The 16,749-nt window shown below is 54.0% G+C and carries 15 protein-coding genes; 13 read left to right on the forward strand and 2 right to left on the reverse strand.

The features are described from left to right. Positions 1 to 55 precede the first annotated feature (55 nt). Positions 56 to 1,066 (forward strand): glycoside hydrolase family 53 protein, encoded by a 1,011-nt coding sequence (locus NZD89_RS00620; RefSeq protein WP_268005952.1) that lies wholly within the window; start codon positions 56 to 58, stop codon positions 1,064 to 1,066. On the opposite strand, the gene NZD89_RS00625 is transcribed toward NZD89_RS00620, so the two are convergent. Continuing rightward, entirely contained in the window at positions 1,048 to 2,076 is a 1,029-nt protein-coding gene (locus NZD89_RS00625; protein WP_268005953.1) for a LacI family DNA-binding transcriptional regulator, read from the reverse strand. The genes NZD89_RS00620 and NZD89_RS00625 overlap by 19 nt on opposite strands. Positions 2,077 to 2,395: 319 nt before the next feature. Between NZD89_RS00625 and NZD89_RS29380 the strand changes: the two genes are divergently transcribed. From NZD89_RS29380 to NZD89_RS00670, 9 genes are all read left to right on the forward strand, one after another. Then, entirely contained in the window at positions 2,396 to 2,635 is a 240-nt protein-coding gene (locus tag NZD89_RS29380) for a heterocycloanthracin/sonorensin family bacteriocin (RefSeq protein WP_369125250.1), read from the forward strand. Between the two features lie 186 nt (positions 2,636 to 2,821). Next, entirely contained in the window at positions 2,822 to 4,759 is a 1,938-nt protein-coding gene (locus NZD89_RS00635) for a putative thiazole-containing bacteriocin maturation protein (protein ID WP_268005955.1), read from the forward strand. Continuing rightward, positions 4,756 to 6,711: a TOMM precursor leader peptide-binding protein gene (locus NZD89_RS00640; RefSeq protein WP_268005956.1), complete on the forward strand. Its 1,956-nt coding sequence runs from the start codon at positions 4,756 to 4,758 to the stop codon at positions 6,709 to 6,711. Before NZD89_RS00635 ends, NZD89_RS00640 begins: the two co-directional genes overlap by 4 nt. Positions 6,712 to 6,734: 23 nt before the next feature. Then, entirely contained in the window at positions 6,735 to 8,333 is a 1,599-nt protein-coding gene (locus NZD89_RS00645; RefSeq protein ID WP_268005957.1) for a SagB family peptide dehydrogenase, read from the forward strand. Further along, positions 8,330 to 8,488 carry a hypothetical protein gene (locus NZD89_RS00650; protein WP_268005958.1) on the forward strand — a complete coding sequence of 53 codons (159 nt, stop codon included), beginning with the start codon at positions 8,330 to 8,332 and terminating at the stop codon, positions 8,486 to 8,488. The genes NZD89_RS00645 and NZD89_RS00650 overlap by 4 nt, the downstream gene beginning before the upstream one ends. 58 nt (positions 8,489 to 8,546) lie before the next feature. Then, positions 8,547 to 8,864 carry a DMT family transporter gene (locus NZD89_RS00655; RefSeq protein WP_268005959.1) on the forward strand — a complete coding sequence of 106 codons (318 nt, stop codon included), beginning with the start codon at positions 8,547 to 8,549 and terminating at the stop codon, positions 8,862 to 8,864. 349 nt (positions 8,865 to 9,213) lie between these two features. Continuing rightward, complete coding sequence (locus NZD89_RS00660; protein ID WP_268005960.1) at positions 9,214 to 9,885, forward strand: carbohydrate ABC transporter permease; 672 nt, start codon at positions 9,214 to 9,216, stop codon at positions 9,883 to 9,885. Next, a complete protein-coding gene (locus NZD89_RS00665) occupies positions 9,882 to 10,373 on the forward strand; it encodes a glycerophosphodiester phosphodiesterase family protein (protein WP_268005961.1) in 492 nt (163 codons plus the stop codon). The genes NZD89_RS00660 and NZD89_RS00665 overlap by 4 nt, the downstream gene beginning before the upstream one ends. Positions 10,374 to 10,482: 109 nt before the next feature. After that, entirely contained in the window at positions 10,483 to 11,784 is a 1,302-nt protein-coding gene (locus NZD89_RS00670; RefSeq protein ID WP_268005962.1) for a nickel pincer cofactor-dependent isomerase, group 22, read from the forward strand. Positions 11,785 to 11,864: 80 nt separating this feature from the next. On the opposite strand, the gene NZD89_RS00675 is transcribed toward NZD89_RS00670, so the two are convergent. After that, entirely contained in the window at positions 11,865 to 13,232 is a 1,368-nt protein-coding gene (locus tag NZD89_RS00675) for an MFS transporter (RefSeq protein WP_268005963.1), read from the reverse strand. 462 nt (positions 13,233 to 13,694) lie between these two features. On the opposite strand from NZD89_RS00675, the gene larE reads away from it, so the two are divergent. From larE to larC, 3 genes are read left to right on the forward strand one after another with little or no spacing between them, the layout of a single operon-like run. Next, positions 13,695 to 14,525, forward strand: a complete 831-nt coding sequence (gene larE / locus NZD89_RS00680) for an ATP-dependent sacrificial sulfur transferase LarE (RefSeq protein ID WP_268005964.1) — start codon at positions 13,695 to 13,697, stop codon at positions 14,523 to 14,525. A gap of 33 nt (positions 14,526 to 14,558) precedes the next feature. Further along, positions 14,559 to 15,311 (forward strand): nickel pincer cofactor biosynthesis protein LarB, encoded by a 753-nt coding sequence (gene larB, locus NZD89_RS00685; RefSeq protein WP_268005965.1) that lies wholly within the window; start codon positions 14,559 to 14,561, stop codon positions 15,309 to 15,311. Continuing rightward, positions 15,308 to 16,582: a nickel pincer cofactor biosynthesis protein LarC gene (gene larC, locus NZD89_RS00690; protein WP_268005966.1), complete on the forward strand. Its 1,275-nt coding sequence runs from the start codon at positions 15,308 to 15,310 to the stop codon at positions 16,580 to 16,582. The genes larB and larC overlap by 4 nt, the downstream gene beginning before the upstream one ends. Positions 16,583 to 16,749 lie beyond the last annotated feature (167 nt).

A 16,749-nucleotide genomic window follows, 5' to 3' on the forward strand; every position in this document is an offset into this window, starting at 1 on the left:
TGTGTACGGACGCGACAGTCGGTTGGAGGTTACAAGGGAAAGGAGTGGAGGAACGATGATTCGTGAGTTTCTCAGTGGAGCAGATGTGTCTTTCCTAGACGAAATCGAGCAAAAGGGTGGCAAGTTTTTTGACGGTCGTGGGGAAGATGACTGCTTGGCGATTTTGAAGCGGCACGGAATGAACGCCATTCGTCTGCGCGTGTGGAACGACCCAAAGGACGGCTTCTGTAGTGTGGAGAATACGCTTGGGATGGCCAAGCGGCTCAAGGAGCACGGTTTTGTCATTGGCATCGACTTTCACTATTCGGACTGGTGGGCCGACCCAGGCAAGCAGTACAAACCGAAGGCGTGGGAGAATCTGCCCTTCGACGAACTGGTGGCAAGTGTTTACCAGTTCACATACGACGTACTTCATCGGCTCAAAGTTCAAGGCACGCCCGCTGACTTCGTGCAAATCGGCAACGAAGTGACGTATGGGATGCTTTGGGACGATGGCAGGCTTCTTGGTCCAGCGGATAAGGAGGATACCGACGCGTGGGACCGCTTTAGCCGGCTCATGTCGTCCGGCGTTCGAGCGGCACGCGATTGTCAGGGGCAAGAGGTGAATGTCCTGTTGCATATTGACCGCGGCGGAGATAATCTTGGAGCCCGTTTCTTTCTCGATCACGCTCTTCAAAGAGGCATCGAATTTGACAGCATCGGGTTGTCCTACTACCCCTGGTGGCATGGCACTTTAGAAGCCTTGACTGCAAATTTGCACGATTTGGCGCACCGATATCAAAAGGACCTCGTGCTTGTGGAAACGGCTTATCCGTGGACGGAAGTTCAGCCTGAAAACGCGATGGAACCAGTAGATGCTTCGCCGGAAAACCAAAGGGCGTTTCTGCAGTCCGTCATGGACATCGTCGAGGGCGTTTCAGACGGACTCGGCAAAGGCGTCTTCTATTGGGAGCCGGATGCGATTCAGGTGGGGGATTCACCAGCCGGTTGGAGTAAAATGTCCCTCTTTGACAGCGAAGGCAGGATGCTTCCTGGGCTAGACGTGTTTCATCGCCACCGGTCTTGACGTCGATGGTTGCGGCTTACTGATTCGCGAATGACCATGCGGGTGGGGAGTTCAACGTGCTTCCCACCGGTGTGTTCGTTGTGAATCTGCCCCAGTAGAAGCTCCATCAGTTTGACTCCAACTTCTTGTCTCGGAATATGAATGGTCGTCAAGGCGGGCGTGATGAGGTTGGCCAGTTCGATGTCATCGCATCCCGTGACGGAGACATCCTCGGGAACTTGGAGCTCTGCCTCGCGTAGTCCGCGCAGGGCGCCTACGGCAACAGAATCGTTTGATGCGGCGATGGCGGAGAAAAAGACCCCCTTCTCGACAAGGCCCCTCACTAAATCGTGACCATAAGAGATGGTATCTTTGTGGTTGGGTATCAACTGTACCAATTCCTCACGCAGACTGAATCCATGTGCTTGCAGCGCATCTATATAGCCTTGATAGCGGGGGTTTTCTGTCGGATCGTGAAATTCGTGTCCCAAAAAGAGAATGTGTTCGTGGCCGAGCGAAATCAGGTACTCGACATTGCGGCGCATCGCTGCCCTGAGGTCGACAAATACGTAGGGGATATCATAGGATTTCCCTCTGTCACTGTACAGACAGGTCGGTGTTCGCCTTGCGATGTCGGCTAGGTCGACGAGGTCCTCGATATCAAAAGGGGCGAGAAAGATGATGCCGTCGTAAAACCCCTTCATGATGGCGTGGATATCTTTTATTCGTTCCCGCGTTAAGTGGTACCAGGACAAGGTATACCCGTATTCGAGGGCGGTTTCTTCAATGCCTACGACAATATCGTTGTAGAACAGATTACTGACGGACGGTCCAATGCAGGCCACTTGTCGGTAATGTTGGGAGCGCAAGCTGCGAGCGGCGCGGTTTGGGACGTAGTTTAGTTCCTTGATGGCTGCCTCAATTCTCTGCCGTACTTCAGCGGACACGTACCCACTGTTGTTTAACACTCTCGACACGGTGGAAACAGACACCATTGCACGTCTTGCAACATCGATTCGGGTAGCTGGCATGGTGATTCTCCTTCTGTGTAAGAGTCGTCGAACGTTGCGAATAAAATTCCCCGATGCTCCTTGAGTCATTATACAGGGACGAAACAAAATGCGAGCAACATTCATCCGCAAACAAAATCCCATGACAAAGGCGTCCGCCCGAAACCAAGAAATAGGCCTTGTGATACCTGGTATAGGCCTTTACGTCGGCAAAGAAAAATTCATACGGGTGTATAAACCGTCGAGCAGGTGAGAAGTGCCCCATGGGCGCGACCGCCGAGTTGAGTTTTAGCGTTTAGATGACGGGATTTTGTGTGTGTTTTCGATGCCTGTTCCTCGAATGGGGGTGGAACGAGTGGACGACTTCAAAAAGGATATTCAAAAACTGGATTTGGGCAGTTTGCACGCTGAAAAGGTGAAGCCGACCGACAAGCGCGGTGACTATGATGCGGTCCTTGTCCGATGTGGCGGATGCTACCGTTGTGGTGGCTGTGGCGGATGTTTTCGCTGCGGTGGCTGTGGCGGATGTGGGGGCTGTTTCCGCTGCGGCGGCTGTTTTGGCTGCTTCTTCTTTTGGTAAATCCTCCAATTGATTTGGAAAGTTGAGCTATCCAAGGATCCCCGTCCGATGACACGCGATTTGGACGGGGATTTCTCTATGGAACCAAATAGACCCATCGGCGATATGATGACAGCAATGTACTGTGTTTCAGGACGATGCTCGTACACATGTGCCCGAATTCCATTTCGTTGAAGGGGAATCAGCATGGGGAGTATTCAACCGTGGATGCGCTTAAAAGTGAAAGGAGATACGTTTTTTCTTCCCGATGTCGACGGGAAGGTGTATTTCCGAAATAATGTGGGTTCATTCAGATTAGAAGGGACGTCGGTTCAGGCCTGGATCGAAAAACTACTACCCGTATTCGACGGACAGCACACATTGGCGAGCCTGACGGACGGATTGCCGACGCCGTATCGAGACAGAATTTTCGAGGTCGCAGGGATACTGTATGACAACGGGTTTGTTCGAGATGTCAGCTCAGATACACAACATCAGCTGTCGGAGGAAATTGTCGAGCACTATGCACCACAAGTCGAGTTTATCGACAACGCGGTCGGCTCGGGCGCCTTTCGGTTCCAGACATATCGAAATTCGAACGTTCTAGCGATTGGTACCGAAACATTCCTGATTTCACTAGCTGGCGCACTGTTAGAATCGGGGCTTTCAACGGTGAACATGATCGTCACCGACCCTTGTGACGTACATTCATCACGACTGGAAGACGTCTTGTCGCTCTATCGAGACTTGGACGATGACGTAGCCGTCCACGATTTGACGGACCAGGTGACCGACCTCGAATCCTTGCAAAATACCGTGCAAACCATGGATGCGGTGCTCTATGTATCGCAAAGCGGGGACATCGACGAATTGCGTCGCGTTGAATCCATCTGTCGTCGTGCACAGAAGTTGTTTATCGCCGCGACATTCGTGAATGGTCTGGGACTTGTGGTTCCGAATGCTCGGCCGGGCGGGGGTCCTGGCGTGGCCTCTGCGTTTGAAGCCGTGTGGCGGCGTATTCATCGGACCGCTTTCGAACGCGACCTACATGTGAGTGGTTGTACCGGCACGAGTGGGGCCATCCTCGTCAACGTGCTGGTTTTTGAACTGTTCAAAACCATCGTCGGGGTGGACCGTGAACCTGGCAATCGCCTTTACACGTTGGACGTGGAGACGTTAGAGGGGAAATGGCACGAGGTGATCCCAGCGAGCGATGTGGGCGGGATCGAGGCGGATTTGAGGATTGCCAATCTGCATGAGCGGATCGCCTCTGAAGCCAGCTGCAGTATGAGTGAGGTATTAGCCTACTTCGCCCGAATCACAGACAAAACTTCGGGCATTTTTCACGTTTGGGATGAAGGCGGACTGTCACAGCTACCTCTTGCGCAGTGTCTTGTACAGCCGATCAACCCAGCGTCGAATGGCCCAGCAGAACTACTTCTACAGACGGTGTGTACGGGATTTACACACGAAGAGGCACGTTGTGAAGCGGGGCTCACTGGGCTGGAGGAGTACGTGCGGCGACGGATTGGCGAGATCATGAACGATGGGCAGCCTGTGGGCGTTGGAGCCGGGGGGACGGTGGCCGAGGCCGTTGGACGCGGTTTGCAGAACTTCTTGACGATTGAATTGACCCAGGCACTGCAGACGAATCCAGCGACCATCCGGCTAATTGAGCTCGGCGAAATCTCGGATGAAAAGTGTCAGTTTTATCTTCAGGCGTTGCGTGCGATGGGGATCGATCCTGTCGTCGGGATCAGCGACGACGCTTTTGGGTTCCCCGTCGCCTGGGTTGGGACGAATGGGCGTTTCGTTGGAAGCGTTGGGTTTTGCATGAGTATGGCGCTGCAGCGCACGCTGGCGTACGCCCTGAGGTGTGAAAGTGCGGATGAAGAAGATGACACAGCACAGGATGTCAGGTGTGTTTCTACGGCCGTCGTGCAGATCGAGCACGACGAGGCGGTTTCACCTATTGACATTGAGGCGTGGCCTGGCTTCCATCTTGAGCAGGTCACTGCGGCACTGGACGCACTGGCGAGGAAGGGCAAGGACGTCGTGGTACTGGATTTGGCACTCGAGCCGTTTATGACCGACGTCTTGGCGGGCGTGATGGGCGTATGCATCCGACAGGGGGAATCGCAATGACGTCACGCGTCCTGGTCATCGGACATGGTGTGCTCGCCGATACTGTACTCAAACTACTAGGTTTCAGAAATGAGTGTGAAACGATCCGCGAGCCGGAGGTGCCGTCGGAGGTCCCTGCGGGCGTAGATTTGGCACTCGTGCTCGACGACGACTGGCCTCCGTCTGTTCATTCGCTGGCCGAAGACGCCTTTCGGGGGATAGGGCTGCCGTGGCTCCGTGGATTTGTGGCATTTGGGAACGGATTCATTGGCCCACTGGTTCGGCCAACAGAAGCTGGATGCTCCTACTGTGCGGATATGCGCACGCTGATGGCAGAGGCGGATAGACGTGAAATGTGGCAGTTGAGGATGCAGCGTGCGACGTTCGGCGGCACTGGTCGAGATGTGTGGGCGACGCGGACTGGGCTGTTTCACATGGCGAACCTCATCGTGGCGGAAGTCGAGCGGATACTGTGCGACGTCGACACCTGCCGCGTGGTCGATCACGTCATCTGCACGAACTTAGACACGTTCGACACCGCGCGTCACTTCATTTTGCCCAACGCGGGCTGCCCAGTCTGTGGGACATTGCCAGACGATTCCCGAGAAACTGCAGTCATTGACCTGAGTCCTAGTCCAAAAGTGAACGAACACAGTTTTCGAAGTCGTGCTATCCAGGATTTGGGTGGTAAACTCGTTCACGACTACTTGGATTACGGGTCGGGGCTACTCAACGGAAAGGTACACGATCTCATCACGCCATTTGCCGCAGTGAGTGTCAATCTTCCGCTTTTGATGGGGGATGAGGGCACTTCTGGCCGAGCCCACTCCTACGAGGAATGTGAAGTGACGGCCATCTTGGAGGGGCTTGAACGCTACTGTGGACTGGAGCCTCGTGGGAAGCAAACGGTTGTCTACGACGCTTACGCCCATCTGAAAGACCATGCGCTAAACCCGATCACCGTCGGATTGCACGACCCTCGACAATATGCGCGCCCCGATTTTCCGTTTCAAGCGTTTGCCGATGATCTGGCCATGGAGTGGGTGTGGGGGTACTCCCTGACCAAACAGCGACCCATCCTCATCCCCCTGCGACTCGCCTACTACAGCCTAGGTTGTCAGGACGGGTTCGTCTACGAGACGTCCAACGGATGTGCGCTTGGCGGCACGCTGGTAGAGGCCATCTTTCACGGGATCCTCGAAATCGTCGAACGCGACGCGTTTCTCATGACTTGGTACGCAAAGTTACCTCTACCAGCCATCGACCTGTCGAGCAGCCCGGACATCGAGTTGCAGTGGATGATAGAGCGCGTGAGATCCGCGGCCGGCTACGATCTTCACTTCTACAACGCGACGATGGAAAACGGCATCCCGACGGTCTTTGTCATTGCGAAGAACAGGCGGTCAAGCGGCTTAAACCTGTTGTGCTCGGCTGGTGCGCATGTAGACCCGATGCGTGCCATTAAAGGCGCCATTCAGGAGACTGCTGGCATGCTGCTTCGATTCGACGAAAAGCTGGAGGCCGAGCGAGGCACCTATTTGCGCATGCTGCATGAACCAGCTCTCGTTCAACAGATGGGGGATCACTCGATGCTCTATGGATTGCCGGAAGCAGAGCAGAGGCTCGCGTTTTTATTAGACCCTGAGCGACCGGTTCAAAAGCTGGAGGAAGCCTTTCAGTGGAGCGCTGCTGTGCACAGCGATTTGACGGATGACCTAAAGGAGATATTGAACATTCTCGCCAGGTTGCAGCTCGAGGTGATGGTCGTCAATCAGACATCCCCCGAACTTGCGAGAAATGGCCTGCACTGCGTAAAAGTCATCATTCCCGGCATGTTACCCATGACATTTGGCTACCATCTCACGCGTTTAGAGCACTTGGATAGGGTCCTTTGTGTACCGATGAAACTCGGGTATACCAACAAACCACTGACGCGGGAACAACTGAATCCCCATCCGCATCCATTCCCGTAAACCGATGCTTTGGAGTGAGCGAGATGAAACTAGATGAATTCCTGTACAACCTTCATTTTGACATCGACAAAGTGCGGCCCACGGATTTGGATGTCGACTGGGAGGATGCGCCGCTTCCCTTCAAGCTTTATCAGGATTTGCCTGTCACGCCTCTGTCGTCCGACATACGTTTCGAGCTGAATGTGAGTCCGGCGCAGACTAGGACATCCGTTACCCTTCAGCAAATCGGCGATTATTTCTGGTACAGTTACGGCCTCACACAACTGTGCCACGTGATGCTACCGACTGATGACGGGGAAGAGCGATACAACTTCATGCAGATGTTGCGACGCTATGTGCCATCTGGTGGTGCTCTCTATCCGAGCGAATTGTACGCCTACCTCAAAGTGGACGGTCTGGCTCCCGGCGTCTATCACTACGACGTCGCGCACCACCGTTTCGTGCTGTTGCGGGAAGGAAATTTTGATACGTACTTGGAACGGGCTCTGGGCCACAGGTGTCATCTGGAATCCTGTTTTGGCACGCTGTTTGTCTCGACGATGTTCTGGAAGAACTTCTATAAATATCATGACTTTTCGTATCGACTGCAGGGACTCGACGCCGGTGCACTCATTGGGCAGCTGCTCGAGGTGGCCAAACGGTGTGGCTATGCTTCCGTTGTCTACTTTCAATTTCTCGACAGGGCCATCAATCACTTGTTGGGGCTGTGCGATGAGGAAGAGTCCGCGTATGCGGTGATTCCTCTGGCTCTGACTGAGGGCTCCATCGTAAATCGTCGTGGGGATATCCACGCGGCGACCGAAGTGGAATCGGCCGAAGCGCTTTGCAAAGAGCTGGTCGAACTGCAGCACAGGCACTACAGCAAATCCATCAAAAAAGGGAAGTACCCGATGCTCGTCACAATGAATCAGGCATCGATGCTCCATTCAACTGAGTCTTTCACCGAAATGCCTCCGTCCCCGCTTGCGGCCAATCGCGTGGATGGAGATGTCGCCCCACTTCCTGCAGCACAACGCCCGACGGACGATTTCGCCGCAGCATGTCGTCGGCGGTTTTCACCCGCCCTCGACTTTGTGCAGGGGCATACGAGTCTAGCGGACCTATCCGCTCTCCTATCGGAAACCATGATGTCGTTCGCCTATGACAACGACATCGATTCAAATCGACAGGAATTTTATCCGAGGGTGTCTCTAGCTAGTTGCGTGCACGGTGTCGACGGCCTCGCAGACGGTGCGTATCTTTACGACTTCAAGCATCATGGGCTGCGGCTGCTGCATGGGGGGGATCATCGCCTGCGACTTCAAGAGGGCCTGACGATGCCAACCGTCAATCTATTTCAAGTGCCATTGTGTTTCCACTTGATCGGTACGCGCGGTGGGTACCAGCAGATCTTTGGCTATCGAGGATACCGAATGCAGCAGATGGAGGTGGGGATGTGTTTACAGCGTTTGCTCTTATCCGCGTCAGCACATGGCCTAGGGGGACACCCATTACTCGGCTACGACGAGGGCGCGTGTGACGACATCTACCATTGCGAGGCCCAGGGAAAGACCTGCCTCATCGAAGTGCCAGTCGGGTGTTATCGAAAGACAGCGCGCTTCGAGGGGGCGCTCTACTGGTGAGTGTGGAGACAGCCCAGGCCTACATGGAGGCGGTGGGCTGTCTGACCGGTTTCATGATTTCCGGTCTTCGGGCCGAGTGCGTACGATACAAAGGGGACTTGACTCAACCAGTGTCACAGGACCATCGCCGCGTTCTGCACTGCATGGTAAAGTGAGCTTATGCGTTGGAATTGCCTAAGACGCGCAAGCGAACAGACTGTGAGAGGTGCAAACATGGCGTGGATTTACTTGTTCTTTGGCATTTTGGCTGAGGTCTGTGGCACGACGTCGATGAAACTGTCGCGAGGGTTTAGCAAACTAACGCCCTCCATCGCCCTTTTCGTGTTTTATGGATTGAGTCTGATTCTCGTCAACCTCGCGCTCAAGCGCCTCGAGGTGAGTGTGGCCTATGCCGTCTGGTCTGCAGTCGGAACCGCCATCATGGCCACCATTGGCGTCCTCTATTTTAAAGAGCCGTTCAGTGCGCTGAAAGTCGCGTCGTTAGTCCTGATTGTGCTGGGCGTCGTCGGATTGAATCTCAGTTCCCGCTAGGTGAACGCTTGTTACAAGTACACACAGGGACCTGGACAACTGGTCCCCTTTCATTCGCCGACCTGTGTTGCGGCTCGACTCGAGTACGGGCACGGTGCCGCGGTAGGCGTACTCCCCGAAACGATTCCACATAAAAATTTACAAATTACCAATTGGCACTTTATCCGTAATTTACATTCCAGCAGTAGCCTAGTACCGAATAAACCATCGAACAGTAAAACCCTGGCCATTTCGCGATGGTTTCTGGGTGGAGTGTGCGCGTCGGCGTGTCGGCGACCGCGAGTGGCGCACGGGCAGTAAACCGCGTCCGTTCTGCACTCCGCCCATATGGAAAGGTTCGGTGAAGTCTATGGCACAAAAGGTAGAAGAGATGATATCGGAGTCGTCGATGGGACACAGCTCGTTTGCGCGCCGCCACCGTGTGATATCTTCGCGAAGGCACACGACGTGCTTTTATCGCACTGTCTTCTTTACGCCCTATGTCATTCCGCTCGTCGGCTCCGGCCTCGTCTTCACGCTGCTCTTCAACACCGACAACGGCTTGGTCAACCACGTCCTGACTCATTTCGGAATGAAGCCGGTCAATTGGCTTGGGTCCAGCCACACGGCCCTCATCTCGGTCATGCTGGTGTCGCTTTGGCAGTATTGCGGCTACTACATGCTGATATTCCTGGCGGGCCTGCAAAACGTTCCCCAAAGTCTCGTGGAGGCTTGTCAGGTGGACGGTGCAAATCGCTGGCGGAAAATGGTCTCCGAGTGGTCGATGATGACGGGGTATTTGCCCGTCCAAAAGGCAACCTTGCAACAGAGCGACTACCAGGCGTTCCTGAAGAAGAATTCACAATTCAACACCGCACTTGCAGAACTGAAATACCAAAAGGCGGCGCCGGCTTCACCGCAGTACCTTGGGGTACTACAGACCGTGCAACAGGGGCTGCAGGGGATCTTTGACGAAGGAAAATCTGTCACCCAAACTATGCAGCAAACCGCACAACAAGCGGATAGTGAGTTGAACGGATGATGGGGACGGAGACGGGAATCGCGCTGCCAAGACATGGGGGGGCCGTACAGGACGTGCTCGCGCAGGATGGGCTGTTGCGCATCGCCCACCGCGGCGCGAGCGAGACGTCACCCGAAAATACGATTCATGCGTTCCGACAAGCGATTGCCGATGGGGCCGACATGATTGAGCTGGATGTTCGGTTGACCAAAGACGGGAGTCTCGTCATCGTCCACGACGAGTACCTGAACCGTACCACCAGCGGACAAGGGCTGGTCTGTGACCGACATGTGGACGAGATCCGTCGACTCGATGCCGGATCGTGGTTCCACCCACAGTTCGCGGGGATTCGCGTCCCTGGAACCCTCGTTTATCGCCGAAGCACAAGTAAGGGGATATCACGTTCTGATATGGACGGGGAGGAGCCTGGAGATGCTCGAGTGGTCGACGATGCATCAGGTGGACGGCGTCATCTTGGACGATGTGAAATTGGGGCTCGGTTAAGCTGACGCGGAATCACCCGCTCTAATTGTGTGTCTACCTGAATATTACTGTGAGTAGACATACCGTTTCGCGAAGCCATGACGCGGTATCGGTGCACGAGAGGAGTGGCAGGAAATGAGCGTCATTCGTCAACTAGTGGAAGATGTTCCCCTTCCGAAAATGGTGGAAATCGGTCAGCGGTTTCCAAACCCGACTGTCGAGGACATCGATGATACGGTCAACCGCGCCTTTGCTGCCGAGGCGTCGAGAATCGCCTGGCCGGCATCTGGCGAGATTGCTGTGGTCGTAGGCAGCCGGGGGATCTCGCAGATTGATAAAGTCACCAAGGCGGTCGTAACCCACCTCAAGAGCCGAGGGTACCAACCGTTTGTGATCCCCGGGATGGGCAGCCACGGTGGGGCGACGTCCGAGGGGCAGAAGGAAGTTTTGGAGAGTTTGGGCGTCACTGAGGATTCTGTTGGTGCCCCGATTCGATCCTCGATGGAAGTCGTTCAACTTGGACAACTTCCCAACGGATTGCCGATTTACATGGATAAACTCGCACACGAGGCGGATGGCATTGTCGTGATCAACCGGATCAAGCCGCACACTGCATTTCGTGGGCCGTATGAGAGCGGTATTGTGAAGATGATCGCCATTGGGCTTGGCAAACAGAAGGGCGCCGAATCCTGTCACAAGTTGGGATTTGGACACATGGCTGGGCACATCGTCCAAGTGGCTGAAGCGTCTCTTCGAACCGGGGCGATTTTGGCGGGTGTGGCGATCATTGAAAACGCGTATGATCGGATTGCGGAAATTCACGTTCTGCCCGCAAACGATATCCTTGTGCGAGAACCTAGCTTGTTGATGCGGGCGAAGAGCCTCATGCCGCGGATACTGGTGGATGCGTTTGACGTATTGGTGATTGATGAAATTGGCAAGGACGTGAGTGGAGATGGCATGGACCCGAACATCACAGGTCGCTATGCCACCCCCTTTGCGACGGGAGGCCCGAAGGTGACACGGATTTGCGTCCGTCGCCTCACGGAACGCACGCATGGAAACGCCAATGGAATTGGCGTGGCAGATACGACGACGAAGCAGGTGTTTGACGCCATTGATTTTGAGAAGACGTATCCGAACGCGTTGACCTCCACGGTCATCGAGCCCGTCAAACTCCCGATGGTGCTCGAGAACGACAAACTAGCCATCCAAACCGCGATTAAAACGTCCAATCTTCTGCGGGAAGAGGACGTCAAATTGGTGCATCTTCGCACGACTCTACAATTGGACGTGATTCGCGTCTCAGAGTCGCTGCTTCCGGTTTTAAACAATCGAGCTGACATTGAGATTCTTTCTGATCCGATGGAGTGGCACTTTGACGCTGCCGGCGCCTTAAACGTCGCACGGAGTTGGCATGGAAATCACGTGCATTAACACGCTGCTCTACTTGTGACCGAGGGTGAGACGCTTCAACCGCAAGGCGATTGCGCATTGCGGTTGGAGCTGCTGGTCTATTAATCTTCTTTGCCCACGTATCCGTAGACTTCCGGAAGAATGAAGATGGCACTGAGCAGACCGAGCAGTGGGAAGATGGCCGTAAACAGCGTTGCGTTCCCCGTCCCGATGGCACTGAAAAAGGAAGGGAAGAAGAAAATACTTAAGAAACCAGACAACTTCACGAACATATACGCAAATCCACTAGCCGTACCTCGATATCTAGCGGGTGCGACCATGGACGGAATGGTCATGGTATTCTCCGCGTCCCAGTAGTGACCCCAGAGCATCGCGCCTGCAGCAAACGGCAACAGGAGGACAGCCCCAGTATAGATGGCCACAGCAGCCAGAATCAGCGACCCGAGAACAATCGAAAACCCGATGATACTGAGTCTGCGTTGACCAATTTTCGGCGTGATGATAGGCCCTACCCAGCCGGAGATCAGCGCGACGATATACACGGCCAACGTCAGCAAGTCCGTTTGGACAAGCCCGGAGACGTGCACCATGACAAACAGAATCGGTAGATAGAATGCAAACGTCGCAAATTCGCCATTTTGCATAAATCCTGCGACCCAACCAAAGAGTGTCGCCCGCCAGCGAACTTTATCTCGGTGGATATCCTTTAGAAATTCTCTCAATTTTGGGCTGGGGATATCATAGTCCACGTCGGGTAGCATCTCGAGAGAATCGCCATACATTTTTTGAGATATCTCTTTTGCTTGATGAAACTTACCGCGTTGAATGAGCCAGATAGCGGTTTCCGGCAAATTGTATCGGAGGAAGAACAGGACGATGGCTGGCACGCCCGATAACCCTAAAATGAGCCTCCAGAGTGTGCTGTGCGACATTCCGAGCACCAAAAAGAGCAAGACCATCGCAATCGACACGACTTCTCCTACGGCGAACATGAATTGCCAACGGTTGCCCATCACCTCACGCTTGCCGCGTTGCATAAACTCCATGATGTACGTATAGCCGTTGGCGATATCGGTACCTAGTGGAATGCCGACGATGAACCGAATGATGACGAGTACGGCCATGTTGGGTGCAAAAGCCTGTGCCACCCCAAAAATGAAGAACATTACCATCGTGCCTAAGAAGACAGCACGCCGTCCAATTTTGTCCGTCAACCAGCCGCCAGCTAAAGCTCCGATTAAAGCTCCGCCTTGCGTCGCACCCGCTGCTAGCCCTAGCACCAGGGCGGATGGGTGATAGATGCTCTTTAAAAAAATTAGAACAAATGAAATAGAGTAGAGATCCCACGCCTCGATAAAGATGGAAGCGATCATGAGCCAGCCCACTTTGTTCCCGCTTGGACTGTATTTGCCCACTAGGTACTCGATAGCTTCGGACATTTTTGCATTTGACACAGGTGATCCTTGCATACCTCACCATCCTTCCTTTGTACACGCTTTCACCGCCCGACCACGGTGCGGTGATCAGGCTTTGCAACGCCCTAACTCATGTTCAGACCTCCTCAAATCCGCTAAGTACTTTCGTAACTTACGGACCGCGTGTGTTGCTAAAAGTTATATTGCGGAAATTAACCGAACATGACGTATTTAAAAATTCATCCAGGGGCGCAGAGAGAATGTTGGGAATTTGGATAGGGATCCAATTTTCAACCGGTTTGAGGGGTTGATACCGCTCGCCAGGTCGAAGTTTGGAAAGGAGATGGGGCGATTGTCCAGATTGATAAGATAATTCCCGCTATCGCGTAATACCTTAAGGATAAAGGTACGAATTCACTTATGACTGTTGTGCTAGGGGGACACGGTGAATCTACTTCGAACGCGAGCGTGAATGTTGTCGTCCATTTGCAATAGAGGTAAAAGGGGGAGTCCTACTTGCAAGAGGCGTGGGATAAGTATGACCAGCTCATTGCGAGACTGCAGGATTTAAAATCTGTGGTGCTAGCATTTTCAGGGGGAGTAGACAGCACGTTCCTGTTACAGGCCGCATTAACGGCGCTCGGGAGAGAAAATGTCCTTGCCGTGACAGCCGACTCCGAGACGTACCCGGAACGCGAGCGCGAAGCCGCGATTGAGCTGGCGAGAGAACTAGGTGCCAAGCACGTCGTTTTACAGACCAGTGAACTGAATATACCAGGTTACGCAGAGAATCCGGTGAATCGGTGCTATTTTTGCAAGAATGAACTGTTCTCACACCTTATCCCCATCGCGCACCAAGACGGGCTGAACTGTGTCGTGTTCGGTGCGATTGCGGACGACTTTGGAGACTATCGCCCCGGTTTACAAGCCGCGAAGGACAGAGGGGTCATCGCCCCGTTGCAGGATGTGATGCTCTATAAGCGTGAAATACGTTATCTATCGAAAGAACTGGGCCTATCGACGTGGGATAAGCCGTCTTTGGCATGCTTGTCCTCACGTATCCCCTATGGTGAGTTGATTACTCAGTCCAAGCTGTCGATGGTCGATCAGGCGGAATTCTTCTTGTCGCAACTGGGGTTCCGTCAAGTTCGTGTGCGGCATCACAACGACACGGCGCGCATCGAGGTGCCTCGACAAGACATTGTGAATGTCGCCAGCGTTGCAGAGCTTGTCACGACGAAGTTGGTTCAAATCGGATACCGATATGTGACGCTCGACCTCGAGGGTTATCGAACGGGCAGTTTGAATGAAGCCTTGGAAGCGAATCCGTCGGTGCAATCGAGCTAACCGGACTTGAGTGGGGAAGGAGCTGCCGTTCAAATGAAAGACTACCGAGAGATACTTGAGGCCGTGCATCATCACCGAATGAGTGTAGACGAGGGAGTAGAATCCCTGCGTCATTTGGATGTGGAAGACCTCGGGTTTGCACAATTAGATCACCACCGCAGTGTTCGGCAGGGCTTTCCGGAAGTGGTGTATTGCGAAGGGAAGACACCTGCACAGTCGGCAGCGATCCTCGCGCGACTGGCCGCCCACGGGCAAGGACCGGTGTTGGGGACGCGCGCCAACGAGCGGGTGTTCGAGCTTGTGAAAGAGAGTGCACCTAGTATGCAATACGATCCTCTATCGAGAACGGTCTTCTTAAAGCGAGGCATCTCATCCCCGACTGGGAACGTAGCGGTTGTCTGCGCTGGGACCTCAGACCTGCCTGTAGCCGAGGAGGCCGCCATCACGGCCGAACTGATGGGGGCGGATGTCACGCGGATCACCGACGTCGGTGTCGCGGGGATCCATCGCTTATTTGCACATTTGGACACGCTGTATAAATCCCGGGTTCTGGTGGTTGTCGCTGGGATGGAAGGCGCACTCGTCAGCGTCGTGGCAGGATTGGTCCATCAGCCGGTGATTGCGGTGCCCACAAGCGTTGGGTACGGGACGAACTTCGCCGGTGTCACTCCGCTGTTGTCGATGTTAAATTCCTGCTCATCCGGGGTTGGCGTCGTGAATATCGACAACGGATTCGGTGCGGGTTACTTGGCGGGAATGATCAATCGAATGGGGATATCGGCATGAATCGTGTGGCATATATTGAGTGCTCATCTGGTGCGAGCGGGGACATGTTTCTTGGAGCTTGGTTGGACTTGGGTATCGATGAGATGGAATGGATGAACCTCTTACAGAAATTGAGCGTCACCGAATACCGTCTATCTCAGCGAACGGTGTACAAGAATGGAATCCGCTCAAGGAAGGTCGACGTGATTCTCGAGGCGGACGAGCAGGGTCCTCATCACCATGGTCACCATCATGAACACCATCATGAACACCATCATGAACACCATCATGAACACCATCATCGTCATTTGCCGGATATATACAATCTATTAGATCAAAGTCAACTGCCGGAGCCCGTCTTGCACAAGAGCAAAGAGGCGTTTCAAATGCTTGCGCAAGCGGAAGGCAAGATTCACGGATTGCCAATTGATCAGGTCCACTTTCACGAGGTTGGCGCCGTCGACGCCATCGTTGACATTGTTGGTTCCATGCTCGGGTGGTACTTGGCGGGCATGCCCGAATGTTACGTCTCCAGTATCGAAATCGGTGGCGGGACGGTATGGTGCGAACACGGCTTGATGCCCGTCCCCGCGCCCGCGACGGCAGAGCTCTTAACCGGATTTACCACGCACTCCTCGGGAAATTGGGGAGAAACCGTAACACCTACTGGTGCCGCCATCATCCGTGCCCTGTGTAGGCCAGGGCGAATAGAGGACATGGTAACCGAGAAGATTGGATACGGGGCGGGGACAAAGGACCTTCAGATAGCGAACGTACTTAGAATTCAACTGGGGACGAAAGAGCCCCGTCATCTGGTTGTCGAGCCGACCGAGCTCGAGCGTATTTGCGCACTGGAAGCCAACGTGGACGATATGACGCCAGAGTGGGCAGCGTATGCCGCGAACAAGCTATTGCAATGTGGGGCGCTCGACGCCTGGTGGACGCCGGTTGTCATGAAGAAAGGCAGACCAGCCTTACAGTTCAACGTTTTGTGTCACCCCTATGACAGGGACCGCTTCATTCAACTCATTCAATCAGAGACGACAACGATCGGAGTCCGCGTCCACGAGATGGTCAGAGCGGTGCTCGAGCGGGAGTTCGAGGAAGTCACGACTCCGTTTGGCCTCGTTCATGTAAAAGTGGCCTATCAGGCGGGCGAATTGTGTAACATCGCCCCTGAGTACGAGGACTGTAGGCAGCTTGCCGAGCGACACGACGTCCCTTTGAAGCAGGTCTACCAGTCAGCGATAGCGGCGTTTTACGCGCTGAAAGGCAGATTAACCCCTTTATAGGTCTGACATCACCATTTGTTACTTCACTTCCAACCTGACGGGGCGACATAGGGTGCAAAGGGGAGGTTTTTGTGTTAGAATCGTCTTCACCAAGTAAGTGAATAGGTTGAAATGAGTTAGACATCATCATGGTGAGCTAGACATGCAACCAAATGAATACCGCCCTA

The organism is Alicyclobacillus fastidiosus (assembly GCF_026651875.1).
Taxonomy (GTDB): Bacteria; Bacillota; Bacilli; order Alicyclobacillales; family Alicyclobacillaceae; genus Alicyclobacillus; species Alicyclobacillus fastidiosus.

Excerpts from the sequence above, each read along its gene's own strand:
- NZD89_RS00645 (WP_268005957.1), top strand. The coding sequence starts at position 6,735 with ATGAAACTAGATGAATTCCTGTACAACCTTCATTTTGACATCGACAAA.
- NZD89_RS00640 (WP_268005956.1), top strand. The coding sequence starts at position 4,756 with ATGACGTCACGCGTCCTGGTCATCGGACATGGTGTGCTCGCCGATACT.
- NZD89_RS00670 (WP_268005962.1), top strand. The coding sequence starts at position 10,483 with ATGAGCGTCATTCGTCAACTAGTGGAAGATGTTCCCCTTCCGAAAATG.
- NZD89_RS00655 (WP_268005959.1), top strand. The coding sequence starts at position 8,547 with ATGGCGTGGATTTACTTGTTCTTTGGCATTTTGGCTGAGGTCTGTGGC.
- NZD89_RS00625 (WP_268005953.1), bottom strand. The coding sequence starts at position 2,076 with ATGCCAGCTACCCGAATCGATGTTGCAAGACGTGCAATGGTGTCTGTT.
- NZD89_RS00660 (WP_268005960.1), top strand. The coding sequence starts at position 9,214 with ATGGCACAAAAGGTAGAAGAGATGATATCGGAGTCGTCGATGGGACAC.
- NZD89_RS00675 (WP_268005963.1), bottom strand. The coding sequence starts at position 13,232 with ATGCAAGGATCACCTGTGTCAAATGCAAAAATGTCCGAAGCTATCGAG.
- NZD89_RS00620 (WP_268005952.1), top strand. The coding sequence starts at position 56 with ATGATTCGTGAGTTTCTCAGTGGAGCAGATGTGTCTTTCCTAGACGAA.
- larB (WP_268005965.1), top strand. The coding sequence starts at position 14,559 with ATGAAAGACTACCGAGAGATACTTGAGGCCGTGCATCATCACCGAATG.
- NZD89_RS00635 (WP_268005955.1), top strand. The coding sequence starts at position 2,822 with ATGGGGAGTATTCAACCGTGGATGCGCTTAAAAGTGAAAGGAGATACG.
- larC (WP_268005966.1), top strand. The coding sequence starts at position 15,308 with ATGAATCGTGTGGCATATATTGAGTGCTCATCTGGTGCGAGCGGGGAC.
- NZD89_RS29380 (WP_369125250.1), top strand. The coding sequence starts at position 2,396 with ATGGGGGTGGAACGAGTGGACGACTTCAAAAAGGATATTCAAAAACTG.
- NZD89_RS00665 (WP_268005961.1), top strand. The coding sequence starts at position 9,882 with ATGATGGGGACGGAGACGGGAATCGCGCTGCCAAGACATGGGGGGGCC.